This is a genomic window from Alcaligenes sp. SORT26 (genome assembly GCF_017377875.1).
GTDB classification, from domain to species: domain Bacteria; phylum Pseudomonadota; class Gammaproteobacteria; order Burkholderiales; family Burkholderiaceae_B; genus Alcaligenes; species Alcaligenes parafaecalis.
The window spans coordinates 80,883-95,842 of the sequence record NZ_CP070975.1 but is presented as its reverse complement, the minus strand read 5'-3'; the positions used below and the strand labels follow the sequence as shown (position 1 = coordinate 95,842).

Sequence of the window (14,960 nt, the reverse complement as noted above, 5' to 3'; positions counted from 1 at the left end):
CCAATCAATATGGCAGCCTCCCTAGCCATCAAGACGTCTGCAGACAAGCAGCGCCTGGCAAGCCCGTCCTGCACACCTTAATGATTTCGACCCACAATATAGTCAGCCAACTGCGTCAAACGCGCGGCGGCAGGCCCCAGGGGACGCAAGGCCAACTGAGCCTGCTCGTTCAGCGCACCCAGCAACTCGCGTGAACCGTCCATTCCCAGGATAGACACATAGGTGGGCTTGTTGTCGGCAGCATCCTTACCCGCCGTCTTGCCCAAGGTGGCCGTATCCGCAGTGACATCCAGAATATCGTCCACAACCTGAAAAGCCAGGCCCACAGCCTGTGCGTACTCTTCCAGACCATTGCGCACGGTTGAGGAGGCCCCTGCCACGATACCGCCCAGCAAGACACTGGCCTGCAACATGGCACCGGTTTTCATGCTGTGCATTTCCTGCAATTGATCACGATCCAGGGCAATGCCCACGCTTTCGCAATCAATTGCCTGACCACCAGCCATACCGGCACTACCCGCAGCCTGAGCCAACTGAGTAATCGCCTGCACAACCAGGGCAGGTGCAATCGGCATTTGCGCCAGCAGCTCGAAAGCCAAAGGCTGCAAGGCGTCGCCTGCCAACATGGCGCAGGCTTCATCAAACTGAACATGGGTGGTGGGACGGCCACGACGCAGCTTGTCATCATCCATGCAGGGCAAATCGTCATGCACCAGCGAGTAGGCGTGAATCAGCTCCACAGCCGCCGCAGCCAGCTCCAGCGCTTTCAATTGCGCAGCAGCCATAGGCTTGCCTTGCAGAGCGGCCTCGCCCGCGGCATACACCAAAGCGGCACGAACGCGCTTGCCACCGCCCAACACGGAATAGCGCATGGCTTCGTGCAAACGACCGGGTTCCTGGCTGACGGGGGGCAATAACTGATCCAGTACGGACTCAGTCTGCTCAACCCGAGCCTGAAGCCAATCAGAAAAACTGGTAGAACTCATCTTAACTATCTCCAACGGCTTCATCCCCGGACAAGGGACGCAGCAAATTGCCTTGCAACACACTGACCTGCTCTTGCGCAAGGTCCAGTTTGCGCTGACACAATTGGGCTAATTCCACGCCCTGCTCATACGCCTGCAAAGCCTGCTCCAGCGGCAATGCTCCGCTTTCCATGCGAGCGACCAGCGCTTCCAGTTGTGCCAGAGCGGACTCGAAATCCTGCTGGGCTGGCGCCTGGGCGCTTGGATTATCTTCGCGAGATTTAACCATAACTATTCCTGATCAATGAGGGCAGTCAGAACGCGCTGCGGCCCAATTGGAAGTGGCATTGTACGGGAGCCTGCGGCTTGCTGCCCTCCCCAAGGGGAGCTTTTATCGGGGGCCCCGAGCCTTGGGACAGCCCAACAGTAAAAAAGCCGCTCTGGAGCGGCTTTCTCAGCACCAGAAACTCATACTGTGCGACTAGCTGCGCGCAACTGGTCTGCTGGCGTCGCTAACCCATTCGCTCCAGGAGCCGGGATAAATACTGGAGCCCGACAGCCCTGCCAGTTCCATCGCAAAAAGATTGTGACAGGCTGTAATACCCGAGCCGCACTGATGCACCACCATCTCTGCCGAAATCGTTCCGAGCACGTCCTGAAACTCCTGACGTAACTGATCGGCGGGTTTGAAGCGCCCTTGCTCGCCCAGATTATTCAGGTGCGAACGGTTCAGTGCATCGGGAATATGACCGGCGACCGGGTCCATCGGTTCCACATCACCGCGATAGCGTTCAGCGGCGCGGGCATCCAGAACAGTAAAGATAGGTTTGGACAGGTTCTTCAGGACCTGTTCGGTTTGTACGGTAGGCATGGCGGCCTGTTCAGGCACACTCAACTGGGCAGACGCGGGGACGGGTTTGGCCGGTCCGCTTTCTTCGGCTCCGCCCAGTTGCTGCCAGGCTTGCCAGCCGCCGTCCAGAATGGCGACCTGGGGATGACCCAGCCAGCGCAGCATCCACCACATATGACTGGCGAACAAAGAGCTTTGGGCGTCATAAACCACCACCTGCATGCCATCGCGCAGGCCTTTTTGCTGCAAAAGCTGTGCCAATTCGTGGCGGCCAGGCAAGGGATGACGACCATTCAGGCCCGTCTTGGGCGCAGCCAGATCCACTTCATGATCCAGAAACACGGCACCCGGAATATGGCCTTGCTCGTAAGCCTGGCGGCCTGCCTGATGGTTAGCCAAATCATGGCGCACATCCAGAATAAGCCAATCTTCATTACCCAGATTGGCCTGGACTTGTTCTGCGCTAATCAACAATTCAAACACGTTCTGCCTCCTTGACGGGCGCCTGCTCTGCCGCCGTGGCCTGACCTCGCAAGATACGATCCTCGCTGTAGGTGCGCCAGGCCGACAACAAACCGGACCCAATAATCAATGCCATGCCAGCCCAGGCTAGCCAGTCAGGTACATCGCCCCAGAAAGCAATCCCAATCAGGGCGGCGAAAATAATCGTGGTGTACTGCAGCGCGGCGGTCAACAGGGCCGAGCCCAATCCAAAGGCGCGCGTCATGGTCAATTGCCCGAACAAACCGGACAGACCCACGCCCAACAGAGCCAGCCAGGCGCGCCAGCTCAGCTCGCGCCAACCTTCCCACAGCAAGCCGACCAGGCTGGAGCACACGACAAAACAGGAAAACAGTAACACGGTGCGCCATTCAGGTTCACCTGAACGTCCCAGAGCGCGCACTTGCATCATGGCAACGGCACTGAGGGCTCCCGCACACAGGCCCAACATGGCTGCCCACCACTGGTCAGGCGTAATACTGGGCCGCAACACGCCGACGACCCCCAGGAACCCCAGGAGGACCGCGATCAGGCGCACAGGGTCACGCTGGGTGCCGCCCCAGGCAAGCATCCAGAAAGCAATAAATAAGGGAGCGGTGTAATTGAGGCTGACAGCCGTTGATAAGGGCAGATTTGCCAGGGCCAGAAAACCCAGCCACATGGAGCTGACACCGGAGACATTACGTCGAATATGCAGCTTCCAGCTTTGGGGAGCCAGCCGCAGGCCACGGCTTTTCGCCCAGAACGCCAAGAGCAGTACCGAGGGCACACCCCGGAACAGAACGATTTGCGCCATTGATGCCCCAGCATCGGCGGACACTTTGACACAGGCCCCCATAATGGCAAACATGGCGCAGGCTACCAGCATCCATAATGACTGCATGTGATCAGACCAAATCAGTAATAAGGGAAAGCCATTACTATACTCCCCGCCTTGTAAAAGTGGCCTTGTAACCCCATATCCAGACCACTTACACAACAGCTTGAAACAGAGAGCCAGAAACTATCCGGCTCAAAAGCTGACTAAAAGCTGAATCTTTTGTTTTCACGCCTGGAATCAAGGCTAAAATCCGCGCAGATCATGCTCACACGATCACGATTTTTTCTGTCATACCGGAATCCGCATTCATGAAACGAATTGTCCTTTTCTTAATAACCAACTTGGCCGTCATGCTGGTGCTGAGCGCCTCCATGAATATTTTGGGTGTAGGACGTTACCTGAACGCACAAGGTCTGGATCTGACCCAATTGCTGATTTTCTCGGCACTGGTCGGCTTTACCGGTGCCATCATCTCCTTGCTGATGAGCAAGTGGATGGCCAAGCAAAGCGTGAACGCTCGCGTCATTGACCCGAACGCCCCCGCCAATGCAGAAGAAGCCTGGCTGGTGGACACCGTTCACCAATTGGCTGACCGCGCCGGTATTGGCCGTCCTGAAGTGGCCATTTACGATGGCGAGCCCAATGCCTTTGCTACCGGCGCCTTCAAGAACGACGCCCTGGTTGCCGTATCCACAGGCTTGCTGCGTGGCATGACCGAAGAAGAAGTCATGGCCGTTCTGGGCCACGAGGTCGCTCACATTGCTAACGGCGACATGGTCACCCTGACCTTGATCCAGGGTGTGGTGAACACCTTTGTGATCTTCCTGGCCCGTCTGGCCGGTTACTTTGTAGACCGTGTGCTGCTGCGTAACGAGCGCGACGTGGGCATGGGTTACTACGCCTCGGTCTTTGTGTTTGAGCTGATCTTTGGTGTGCTGGCGTCCATCATCGTGGCCTGGTTCTCGCGTCAGCGTGAATACCGTGCCGATGCCGGTTCCGCCCAGTTGCTGGGTTCACGCCAGCCCATGATCCACGCCCTGGCCCGCCTGGGTGGCATGGCTCCCGGCGAATTGCCCAAAAACTTTGAAGCCTCCGGCATTTCGGGTGGCCGTTCGATCAGTGCCATCTTTGCTTCTCACCCACCGATTGCAGCCCGTATCCAGGCCCTGCAAAGCGCTCAGTCGGTTTAAGACCGGAGTCGCTGCCCAAGGCAGCGCCGCTTAAACAAAACACCCCAACAGCCATTGCGCTCTTGGGGTGTTTTTTTATTACTGCCTGCCCTTCATCACGACGACCAAGGGCTGACACAGGCAGAGTTAGCGCACGGGCTGGCGCACGATCATCTTGCGTCGACTCGAAGCCATCTTGCTCCAGTCATCCAGATAGATCTCGTGATATACGCCCAAAGGCTCCAAGCCTTCTTTAGGCAGGTACTCGGTATAGAACTGATGCAATAAAGCAGACAGCTCAGCCTGAGAGCCAACATGCATGACCTGCACGCACTTGCCTTCCGTCACCGCCTCCCAACGGGGAGCGGGCCCATCGCCCAAGGCAGCACGCATTTGTGCAACTGCCTGCTCAAAACAGGCCGCATCTGCCCAGACGGGCAAGGTGATTTGCACACGCCATTGCCAACGATCCCGGGTTCCCATCGCCAGATCGTGCGGATTATCGGACCAATACAGAATCTCGACCGGGGCTTCCATAAAGGTACGACCCATACGCTGCCGTGCTTCACGTCGTATGGGCTCAAGCGCGGTAGACAGGGCCTGAATCGCCACTCCTACACTGGCAGGATCAGGAGCCCCTTTGCCATCCAGAATGGCAAAGGGCAAGGTCGGCACATCCACCACCCGAAAATGATGCTGCAAAGGGGCATATAGCGTCTTTAACGTCGCCATGTCCTGGCTTAAATCAATCATGTTCTGATAAGGCATAAAGAGGCTCTAACTGACTCCACACTCAGGTCGTAAAGTGATATTCCAGAATATCGTCACCAAATTCGTCACGCTGGCCGCTTTCGGTCCAACCCAGGTGACGATAAAAACCGTAAGAACGCACCTGGGGATCGCTATTGCAGGCCAGAAACAAGCGCGCAAAACCACGTTCGTGCATATCCTGCACCACCCGCTCCAGCAAGCGACGCCCCAAACCCAGGCTCTCATAGTCCGGCAACAACGCCAGCACCATGATTTCGCCACTTTCTATATCCGCAAAGCAGTAGCCCGCCATCTGCCTGTCCACCAAGGCAACATAGCCGGGGCAACTGCCGTCTTCAATGCCCGCCCCCCAGCTTTCCGCCGTAATACCCAATGCCTCCAAATCCTGCTCCGAAAAGGCATTCTCACGGGTCAGGCCACGGATACGTAGGCATTCGCGGGCATCATCGGGCACAGCCGCACGCAAAACTGTCTTGCTCATTCATTACTCCAAAACACACATTCTTTAGTGATGGCCAGGCATGCCAGCCCTGTCACCCAACAAAATTCCTAAGGTTTGGTCTTTTCGGCCTGACTCAACCACCGCGCAATATCAGCCACCACCTGCGGCATCGCCGAGTGGCCATCGGGCTGATTCATGGCATGGTCCAACTCCGGGTAGCTGTTCCATACAAGATGAGGGTTATTCACTTGCGCGAACATCTCCGCCGCCGCTTGCGGGGAAACCGAGGTATCGCGCCCGGACTGAATCAGCAAGGCAGGAATACGGATACCCCGCAACACCGCCGCCTGATCCAGGTTCAGCATTTGCTGCCACCAATCGCCGCCATGATCACTCATCGTGATCTCCATGCCTGCACGCGCCTGCTTCAGAAAGCTGCGCAAGCCATCCAGCATGACCTCCTTGTCTGCAGCAGGCATCTCTTCACTGGCGGCGCTGTAAAGCACATCGTCCTCGAACCAGCGTCCGCCTCCGTTAAAGCTGACAGCCACATCCAGATGGGAGGTCTGCGCCGCCAGCAAATGAACAATCACCGCCCCCTCGCTGCCGCCCAGGGCAAACACTTTGCCATAAGCCTGTCGAGCCTGAACCTGCGTCAATACCGCATCCAGATCAGCCACACGCTGCTTGGGGTTGTCATGACGAAGATAGTCTGCGGGACAGTCTGCGCGTTCTGCCTTGTCACTCACAGGCAAGTCGGCATTCAGGGCATACTTCTCCACCGCCAGCACATCAGCCTGAGGGCGGGCTTGGGCCAGTGTGTCCCACAGCAAGGATTTGTGCGCCACGCTATTGCAGTCCGAGCCCTGCACAATCAGCAGCAGCTCACGCTCCCCGGCTTGGGGCTGCGCAGCGGGCTGGATGTAATAGCGAATGGCAGTGCCATTGGCACGGGCCAAATCATGGGCCTGAGGCTGGGCCTGGGCCAAAGGACCCACGCCTAAAAAAATGCCAAAGCCCGCCAAGCGGGCCAGTGAATGTAAAAAACCCATGCCCGCACTGTGGCACAGAATGATGAAGATTTGATGGAGAAAATAGCGGACCTGTCGCTACAAAAGGGGACCAGTCAACAAAGGGCTGCCCTGACAGGGGGAGACACTCAGGCCATCATGCGTTGACGCAACAGGCCGATTTTATCTTTGGCCAGCATATCATCCCAGCCTGCCCCCAAATCACTTTGATGACATTCCAGCCCGCGGCACGGAAGTTGGATTCCAGCTCCTGAATAACTTTGCTATTCCCACATACCGTGCCATCCAGACGCTGCATATTGCAATTGACCACAAAGATCAGGTTATTCAGCTTTTACCGGCCACCGACGGCAATGGCAGACAGGGACTCCGTCTCTTGCGGACCCAGGTCCGCCGCAGGCAAAGCGTGATTCATAATAATCTCCAGGTGGATAGCCCGGAACTGCCACGCTGTGTCCTCAAGGCCTGGGCAAGACGCAGGGCAGGACAAGCACCTCACCCAAACGATTGCAATTGCAATTACTCTATGAGCGCACCGCAGCATTCTCAAAGAAATAGAATGCCGACTGGCCGCAGAAAAATTGCCGCCCTATGCCTGGTACGACGTTTTATGGGGGCTGGAAAGCGGACCGGAAGGCACACGCCGCATGCATGAACTGGCCAACCGGCTGGAAGCCCAGGGTCTGGTTCAGCGCAGTCGCTCTTCTGAGGATGGCCGAGCTGCTTTTGCCAGCATCACGGATGAAGGCCGGGCCTTGCGCAAACAGATGTGGCAGATCTACCAGAGCACGGTGCAGGAACTGTCCCTGTCGGCCTTTTCCGATCAGGAACAAACGCAATTTGCAAAAAGGCTGGATCAGGCTGCCCGACAGACGCGGCAATCTTCCAACACCTAGATGTGTCTAACTGATACCTGAGACTCACGCTTGTAAGATGCGCTGGGCTATTATTTAGTAATGAAAGAAATCTTCGCACTTCTCGATTTCGGGGGTTATATCGCTTTGCTCCTGTGGGGTATCCACATGGTGCAAAGCGGTGTGCAACGCGCCTTTGGTGCCGAGCTAGGCGTCTGGATGGGCCATGCTCTGGGCCGACCCCGGCGCGCCTTTTTTGCTGGCGCCGCCATTACCGCCGCCATTCAAAGCAGTACCGCCACCGGACTGATGATTACCAGCTTTGCCGCCACCGGCATGGTGGCTCTGGTTCCGGCTCTGGCCGCCATGCTGGGCGCCAATGTGGGCACGACCCTGATCGTGCAATTGCTGTCCTTCAAAATGACGGCATTGGCCCCTGCCCTGATTCTGTTGGGTGTCTGGCTGTTCCGCTCGCAGGAACCGGGACGCCGCCGTGACCTGGGCCGTGTCTTTATTGGTCTGGGCCTCTTGCTGCTGTCCTTGCATGAACTGGTGGGCTTGTTCTCGCCCATTCAGGACGCCCCCTTGCTGCAAACCATTCTGGAAGCCTTGGCAGGCAGCCCCATGACTGGCATGTTGCTGGCCGCCTTGCTGACCTGGGCGGCGCACTCCAGCGTGGCCATTGTGGTGCTGATCATTTCCTTGGCCAGCCACCAGCATATGGACCCGCAACTGACCTATGCGCTGGTGCTGGGCGCGAACGTGGGTACGGCCATCAACCCGATTCTGGAGGGTGCCGGTGGCACCAAGGACCCAGCCAATAAACGTCTGCCCATAGGCAACTTGGGCACACGTGTGTTTGGCTGTCTGATCGGCATGATCGTACTGCCCTGGATTCCCGACTTGATGAGTTGGTTTACCGATGACCCAGCCCGTGCCGTCGCCAACTTCCATACCTTCTTCAATCTGGCGGTCGCAGCACTGTTCCTACCTTTGCTCAAGCCCTATTCGCGTTTGCTCAGCCGTTATCTGCCCCGTCGCACCGACCCGGACGATCCTGGCCTGCCCTTGTATCTGGACCAGTCCGCTCAGGAAGTTCCTGCCGTGGCCTTGGGTAATGCAGCACGGGAAGCTCTGCGCCTGTCCGATATGTTGCAGGAGATTCTGGACACGGCCCGCCAGAACATGCTGAACAATAGCGCCCAAAGCATTAACCATGCGCGCTATATCAGCAATGCCGTCAACCGGTTGGAGCCGCTGATCACCACTTATCTGGCCAGCATGGATCAGGAGAACCTGAGCAAGAAAGATACTCGTCGCCTGAACGATATTCTGACTTTCTCCACCAATATCTCGCACGCGGCAACGATCAGCGTGAATGGCTTGCTTAGTCACACGGCCAAGCTGCGTAAACAGGGTTGGACGCTGCAATCGGAAGAGCAGGCGGAAATCGGTAAAGTCATGGACAGACTGATTCGCAACCAACGTCAGGCTGCCGCTCTGTTTGTAGCCGAGGACGTTAAAACCGCCCGCTTCCTGGCCTTTGAAAAAGACTTCTTCCGCGAGCTGGAAGTGGCTGCGGCAGACCGCCATATTCGCAAGATCAAGGCGGGTCAATTGGATTCGGCCGAGCAAGGCTCCTTGTACCTGGAGATTTTGCGCGATGTACGCACAATCAACTCGTATCTGGTCAGCGCGGCGGCGTATCCGATTCTGGCCAAGCACGACGAACTGCTGCCAAATCGGGTACGTACTAACGAGGAGTAAGCAGACTGCAGCCAGGCCGAGAAAACAAAACGCTCTGCTACTTAAAAAAAAGGCGACCATCAGGTCGCCTTTTCCTTGAGCTTGCCAGGAAACCTTAGTGAGCCTGTTCCCAGTTATCGCCCACGCCGACTTCAGCCACCAGCGGCACATCCAGCTTGGCCACATTGCACATCAGGCCCGGCAGGTTCTCACGCAGAATCTCCAGTTCATCTTCAGGCACATCGAATACCAATTCGTCATGTACCTGCATGACCATTTGCGCGCGCAAACCTTTTTCTTCCAGCCATCGCTGCACCGCAACCATCGCCATCTTGATCAAGTCTGCCGAGGTGCCCTGCATGGGTGCATTAATCGCAGCACGTTCAGCACCAGCCATGCGAGGCCCCTTCGCGCCTTTCAGTTCAGGCAGCCATAGGCGACGACCAAACACGGTTTCCACATAGCCCTGCTCGTGCGCCTGGGCCTTGATGCGCGTCATGTAGCTGGTCACGCCGGGGTAGCGAGCAAAATAACGATCAATATAGGCACGAGCCGCATCGCGAGTAATGCCCAGATTGCTGGCCAGGCCAAACTCGCCCATGCCGTAGATCAGACCAAAGTTAATCGCCTTGGCAGCGCGACGCTGATCAGAGCTGACGTCTTTGGCATCCTCAACACCAAAGATCTCGGCGGCCGTGGCTGTGTGCACGTCACCGCCCTGTTCAAAAACTTGCTGCAAATTGGTATCGCCCGAGACATGGGCCATCACACGCAATTCGATCTGCGAATAGTCAGCCGACACGATCTTGCCCAATTCCGACACAAAAGCAGCGCGGACACGGCGGCCTTCTGCGGTACGCACTGGAATATTCTGCAAGTTGGGATCGGACGAAGCCAAACGACCCGTGATAACCGCCGCCTGCGCATAGCGGGTATGCACGCGGCCACTGTCCGGGTTCACCATCTTGGGCAGCTTGTCGGTATAGGTGGACTTGAGCTTGGCCAAACCACGGTATTCCAGCAAGACCTGCGGCAAGGGGTAATCCTGTGCCAGACGGGTCAACACATCTTCGTCAGTAGACGGTGCGCCGCTGGCGGTCTTGCGCACCACGGGGATACCCAGCTTGCCGAACAGAATCTCGCCCACTTGTTTGGGGGAATTCATATTGAAGGGCTGGTCGGCCAACTCATAAGCCTTGTTTTCCAGTTCCAGCATCTTCTGGCCCAGCTCATGGCTTTGGCGTGCCAGCGTGGGCACATCAATCTTGACGCCATTACGCTCCACAATGGTCAGCACATCAGATGCCTGGATTTCCAGCAGATAAATACGTTCCAGCCCCTCTTCCTGAGCCACCTGGGGGCGCAGGCACTGATGCAGACGCAAGGTGTAGTCTGCATCTTCGCAGGCATACTGGGACGCGACCGGAATATCCACCTCGTCAAAACAAATCTGTTTGGCACCCTTGCCGCAAATATCTTCGTAAGACGCCCCTTTCAGACCCAGCCATTGCAAGGCCAGCTCTTCCATGCTGACGCGCTTGTGCGACTGCAGGACATAGGCTTGCAACATGGTGTCCTCGCGTATGCCGCGCAAATGGATCTTCTCATTCAGCAAAACGTGGGTATCGTATTTGGCGTTGTGCAAGACCTTGGCCGCATCCGCGCTTTCCAGCCAGGGGCGCAAGGTATCCAGCACATAGCCTTTATCCAGTTGCTCCACATCCAGCGAACCACGGTGTGCAACGGGTACGTAAAAGGCCTGGCCAGGCTTGACCGACACGGACAAACCCACCAGACGCGCTGTCAGGGGATCCAGAGAGGTGGTTTCAGTGTCCAGCGCCACCAGCTCCGCCCTCTCCAGCACGGCGAGCAATTCCTTGAGCTGCTCTTGCGTAGTGACTGTCTGGTAATCCAGCTCGGCGGGGGCGGCAGGTGTTTCAGGCTGCACACGGGCATCCTGGGCCGGTACACGATCGGGATCGTCCGTCAGTTCCCGCAACCAGGTGCGGAACCCATAGATCTCGTAAATGTCCTGCAGCACAGCCTTGTCGCGTGGCTCGGGCGTCAGGGCGGCAAAATCACCCGTAAACCCGGGCACTTCACAATCCAGCTTCACCGTGACCAGCTTTCGGGTCATCTCGAAATTGGAGCTGAAATCACGCAGGTTCTGGCCAGCCACACCCTTGATACTGTCGGCATGCTGCAACAGTCCATCCAGGCTGTCGTACTCGCCCAGCCACTTGGCCGCCGTCTTGGGACCGACCTTGGGCACGCCGGGAATATTGTCCGAGGTGTCGCCAATCAGCATCAAATAATCGATAATCTGGTCTGGGCGCACACCGTACTTGGTGGTGACGCCTTCTACATCCAGCTTCTCGTTATTCATGGTGTTGACCAACTGCACATGCTCATTGACGAGCTGGGCCAAGTCTTTGTCCCCAGTGGACACCACGGTCTCGATACCATTTTCTGCCGCCAGACGAGCCAGCGTTCCGATGATGTCATCGGCCTCGACGCCGGGCTGACAAATCAGGTGCCAGCCCATCGCGCGCACGGCTTTATGAATAGGCTCTATTTGCACCGCCATATCTTCGGGCATGGAGGGGCGGTTAGCCTTGTATTGATCGTACAGATCGTCCCGGAAGGTGCGGCCTTTGGCATCGAAAACGCATACCATATAGTCCGCCTGATAATCCTGTAGCAGGCGGCGCAGCATATTGATGACCCCGTACAAGGCGCCTGTAGGCTGGCCTTGCGCGTTTCGCAGATCGGGCATCGCATGGTACGCTCGGTACAGATAGCTGGAACCATCAACGAGCAACAAGGTTTTTTTCATGTCTAACAATAAAATCGTCCGTTTACCGGCCTCTGAGCAGATTCCTACCATCATGAAGGAGCTGCAAACTGCGGTCGATACATTAAAAGAAATGGGTGCTGGCGTTAGCGTTTTTGGCAGCGCTCGCATCAAACCCGGTCATCCTTACTACGAAGTCGCCCAGGAACTGGGCCGTCGTCTGGCCGAGGCGGGCGTCACCCTGATTGCAGGCGGTGGCCCCGGCTTGATGGAAGCCGCCAACAAAGGCGCGTATGAAGCAGGCGGGCAAAGTATCGGCCTGAATATACGCTTGCCTCATGAAACCACCAACAACCCTTACCAGACTCAAAGTCTGCAGTTTGAATACTTCTACTCGCGCAAGGCCACCTTTTTCATGCATAGCTGGGCCTATATTGCCCTGCCCGGCGGCTTCGGTACCCTGGACGAGCTGTTTGAAGTCATGACTTTGGTACAAACTGGCAAAGTCCCACCCGCACCCATTGTACTGATCGGCACTTCCTTTTGGTCCGGCCTGATCGACTGGATTGGTGAGCAATTGATGGAGCTGGGTCTGATTGGCCCCAAAGACCTGAATTTGCTGGTTCTGACCGACGATCTGGACGAGGTCATGAGCTACATCAACCAGTGCTGCGTACTGCCTAGGGCGGAACCCGCATTGCCCCAGTAAGGCGTACGGGTTAAATTTGCAGTCTTTCTTCGGCCCTCCATCAGCAGGGCCGAATTTGTATTGAATGCCACAAGCTAGTCGATATTTGCCGGAGTGACCCATGAACAAAATGCTTGCCCGCCTCCTGATGGTGGCTTTTTGCAGTGCCCTGGTGCCCGCTGCCCATGCAGCCGGACCGTCCGAAATCCGTTTTGCCACTGAAGCGGGCTACCCCCCGTTTGAGTACCTGGACCCTAGCGGCGAGCTACAAGGCTTTGACATCGACATCGGCAACGAGATCTGTAAACGCCTGGAAGCCAAGTGCGTATGGATCGACCAATCGTTTGACAGCTTGATCCCCGGCTTGCAAGCCCGCAAATTTGATCTGGCCAACTCCACCATGACCGCCACAGAGGCGCGCGCCAAGGTCATCGACTTTACCGAACCCCTGTACATCGTGCCGGTTCGTCTGGCCGCCCGCAAAGGCAGTGGCCTGGAACCCACCGTCGAGTCCCTGAAAGGCAAACGTGTGGGCGTGCAGCAAGGCACCACCATGGAAACCTATGCTCGCCAGAACTGGGCCAATAACGGCGTCACGATTGTGGCTTACCCCAGCTACACCGATGCCTTCAACGACCTGGCCGGTGGCCGTGTTGACGCGACCTTCCAGGAAGCCCAGAACGCCATCGAAGGCTTTCTGAGCAAACCTGCCGGTGCCGACTTTGAATTGACCGGCAGCACGGTGGACGACAGCCCCATCCTGAACGAGCCTATTGCCATGGGCCTGCGCAAGGGCAACAAAAAACTCAAGAAAACCGTTGATGAAGTTCTGCGCGAAATGAAAGCCGATGGCACCATGCAGACCTTTGCCGACAAGTACTTCCAAAAAGAAAACATTCGCATCGCGCCCTGACCTGGATATCTGAACCATGTTGCTTTACGGTTATGGGCCGCAGTTGCTGGCGGGCACCTGGGAAACCATCAAACTGGCGGTGCTTTCACTGCTGGTTTCCCTGGTGCTGGGTCTGGTCGCTGCCCTGATGAAACTGTCCCGCACCTCGCTGCTGCGTTGGGTGGGCGGTTTGTACACCACCTTGATCCGGGGCGTCCCGGATCTGGTCTTATTGATGTTGTTCTTTTTCAGCCTGCAAATCTGGCTGAACGAACTGACGGACTGGCTGGAATGGGACATGATCGAGATCGATCCCTTTGGTGCCGGTGTCGTCACCCTGGGCTTTATTTATGGCGCCTACTTTGCCGAGACCTTCCGCGGTGCCTTGATGGCCATCCCCAAAGGGCAGATGGAAGCAGGCAAAGCCTGTGGCTGGAGCGCCTGGCAAGTTCTGCACCGCATTCAGATTCCACAAATGATGCGCTACGCCCTGCCCGGTCTGGGCAATAACTGGCAGATTCTACTCAAATCCACCGCGCTGGTATCCCTGATCGGTTTGAGCGATGTGGTCAAGATTGCGCAAAACGCCGGTAACGCGACTTTCAATTCCTTTTTGTTTGTCGGCATCACCGCCCTGATCTATCTGGGCCTGACTGCTGTCAGCAATATCGGGCTGAGCTATCTGGAGCGACGCTATAACATCGGCGTGAAAGGAGCGCAGTTCTAATGGATGTTCTGAACGAATTCTGGCGCGCCTATCTGTACCAAAGCAATGGTCAGCTCTCGGGCCTGGCCATGACGCTGTGGCTTCTGGTGATCTCGGTTGTGATCGGCTTTTTCCTATCCATTTTCATGGCGATAGGCCGTGTTTCGGGCAAAGCCTGGCTGTCGCGCCCTATCGGTGCCTTTACCTACTTTTTCCGTGGTACGCCCTTGTATGTGCAGATCTTGCTGATCTATACCGCCATGTACAAGCTGGCCATCATCAAATCCGTGCCTGCACTGGAAGCCTTCTTCATGAGCGGCTTTAACTGCATGATTCTGGCACTGACCTTGAATACCGTGGGCTACACCACCGAGATTTTTGCCGGGGCCATCCGCTCCATGCCTCCCGGTGAAGTCGAGTCGGCCCGTGCCTATGGCATGTCCGGCTGGACCCTGTACCGTCGCGTGATTCTGCCGCAAGCCTTGCGCCGTGTGCTGCCTGCGTACAGCAATGAAGTGGTCCTGATGCTGCATGCCACCTCGCTGGCCTTTACCGCCACCGTTCCTGACCTGCTCAAGATCGCGCGTGATGCCAATGCGGCCACTTACCAGACCTTTACCTCCTACGGGATTGCTGCACTGATTTATCTGTGCGTATCTTTCATTCTGGTCGGTGCTTTCCGTATTGTGGAAAAGCGCCAGATGGCATTTTTGAATCACTGAACGCTGAAG

General features: G+C 56.8%; 15 protein-coding genes and 1 pseudogene. 7 read left to right on the top strand and 9 right to left on the bottom strand.

The features are described from left to right. Positions 1 to 77 precede the first annotated feature (77 nt). From JYG33_RS00420 to JYG33_RS00405, 4 genes are all read right to left on the bottom strand, one after another. Positions 78 to 986, bottom strand: a complete 909-nt coding sequence (locus tag JYG33_RS00420; RefSeq protein WP_207873665.1) for a polyprenyl synthetase family protein — start codon at positions 984 to 986, stop codon at positions 78 to 80. Between the two features lies 1 nt (position 987). Beyond that, positions 988 to 1,254 carry an exodeoxyribonuclease VII small subunit gene (locus tag JYG33_RS00415; RefSeq protein WP_207873664.1) on the bottom strand — a complete coding sequence of 89 codons (267 nt, stop codon included), beginning with the start codon at positions 1,252 to 1,254 and terminating at the stop codon, positions 988 to 990. Between the two features lie 192 nt (positions 1,255 to 1,446). Next, complete coding sequence (locus JYG33_RS00410) at positions 1,447 to 2,289, bottom strand: sulfurtransferase (RefSeq protein ID WP_243430360.1); 843 nt, start codon at positions 2,287 to 2,289, stop codon at positions 1,447 to 1,449. A 1-nt stretch (position 2,290) separates the two neighbouring features. Then, the gene (locus tag JYG33_RS00405; protein ID WP_222667438.1) at positions 2,291 to 3,199 is read right to left on the bottom strand and encodes a DMT family transporter; all 909 of its coding nucleotides are present in this window, start codon (positions 3,197 to 3,199) and stop codon (positions 2,291 to 2,293) included. 245 nt (positions 3,200 to 3,444) lie between these two features. Between JYG33_RS00405 and htpX the strand changes: the two genes are divergently transcribed. Then, on the top strand, positions 3,445 to 4,326 hold the full coding sequence (gene htpX / locus JYG33_RS00400) for a protease HtpX (protein ID WP_207873662.1): 882 nt from the start codon (positions 3,445 to 3,447) through the stop codon (positions 4,324 to 4,326). A 126-nt stretch (positions 4,327 to 4,452) separates the two neighbouring features. Here the strand turns inward: htpX and JYG33_RS00395 are convergent, their stop codons facing one another. From JYG33_RS00395 to JYG33_RS18640, 4 genes and pseudogenes are all read right to left on the bottom strand, one after another. Beyond that, on the bottom strand, positions 4,453 to 5,073 hold the full coding sequence (locus JYG33_RS00395) for a GyrI-like domain-containing protein (protein WP_243430231.1): 621 nt from the start codon (positions 5,071 to 5,073) through the stop codon (positions 4,453 to 4,455). Positions 5,074 to 5,098: 25 nt separating this feature from the next. Continuing rightward, a complete protein-coding gene (locus tag JYG33_RS00390) occupies positions 5,099 to 5,557 on the bottom strand; it encodes a GNAT family N-acetyltransferase (RefSeq protein ID WP_207873661.1) in 459 nt (152 codons plus the stop codon). A 68-nt stretch (positions 5,558 to 5,625) separates the two neighbouring features. Next, the gene (locus tag JYG33_RS00385; RefSeq protein WP_207873660.1) at positions 5,626 to 6,570 is read right to left on the bottom strand and encodes an alpha/beta hydrolase; all 945 of its coding nucleotides are present in this window, start codon (positions 6,568 to 6,570) and stop codon (positions 5,626 to 5,628) included. Between the two features lie 113 nt (positions 6,571 to 6,683). Then, positions 6,684 to 6,919, bottom strand: a pseudogene (locus JYG33_RS18640) (hypothetical protein); the annotation flags it as partial. A gap of 172 nt (positions 6,920 to 7,091) precedes the next feature. Between JYG33_RS18640 and JYG33_RS00380 the strand changes: the two are divergent. Together JYG33_RS00380 and JYG33_RS00375 are read left to right on the top strand one after the other, a co-directional pair. Beyond that, positions 7,092 to 7,445, top strand: a complete 354-nt coding sequence (locus JYG33_RS00380; protein ID WP_207875677.1) for a MarR family transcriptional regulator — start codon at positions 7,092 to 7,094, stop codon at positions 7,443 to 7,445. Between the two features lie 60 nt (positions 7,446 to 7,505). Then, positions 7,506 to 9,170 carry a Na/Pi cotransporter family protein gene (locus JYG33_RS00375; protein ID WP_207873659.1) on the top strand — a complete coding sequence of 555 codons (1,665 nt, stop codon included), beginning with the start codon at positions 7,506 to 7,508 and terminating at the stop codon, positions 9,168 to 9,170. A gap of 94 nt (positions 9,171 to 9,264) precedes the next feature. Here JYG33_RS00375 and polA read toward each other — a convergent pair whose 3' ends face one another. Then, complete coding sequence (polA, locus tag JYG33_RS00370; RefSeq protein ID WP_207873658.1) at positions 9,265 to 11,985, bottom strand: DNA polymerase I; 2,721 nt, start codon at positions 11,983 to 11,985, stop codon at positions 9,265 to 9,267. Here polA and JYG33_RS00365 point away from each other — a divergent pair. The 4 genes from JYG33_RS00365 (at position 11,984) to hisM (ending at position 14,951) form a co-directional block, all read left to right on the top strand. Further along, positions 11,984 to 12,652, top strand: coding sequence for a TIGR00730 family Rossman fold protein (locus JYG33_RS00365; protein ID WP_207873657.1), 669 nt, complete (start codon positions 11,984 to 11,986; stop codon positions 12,650 to 12,652). The two genes, polA and JYG33_RS00365, sit on opposite strands and share 2 nt — an antisense overlap. A 100-nt stretch (positions 12,653 to 12,752) precedes the next feature. After that, on the top strand, positions 12,753 to 13,544 hold the full coding sequence (locus JYG33_RS00360; RefSeq protein WP_207873656.1) for an ABC transporter substrate-binding protein: 792 nt from the start codon (positions 12,753 to 12,755) through the stop codon (positions 13,542 to 13,544). 16 nt (positions 13,545 to 13,560) lie between these two features. Then, on the top strand, positions 13,561 to 14,250 hold the full coding sequence (locus tag JYG33_RS00355; RefSeq protein ID WP_207873655.1) for an ABC transporter permease: 690 nt from the start codon (positions 13,561 to 13,563) through the stop codon (positions 14,248 to 14,250). Beyond that, on the top strand, positions 14,250 to 14,951 hold the full coding sequence (gene hisM, locus JYG33_RS00350) for a histidine ABC transporter permease HisM (protein ID WP_207873654.1): 702 nt from the start codon (positions 14,250 to 14,252) through the stop codon (positions 14,949 to 14,951). The genes JYG33_RS00355 and hisM overlap by 1 nt, the downstream gene beginning before the upstream one ends. Positions 14,952 to 14,960: the final 9 nt, after the last annotated feature.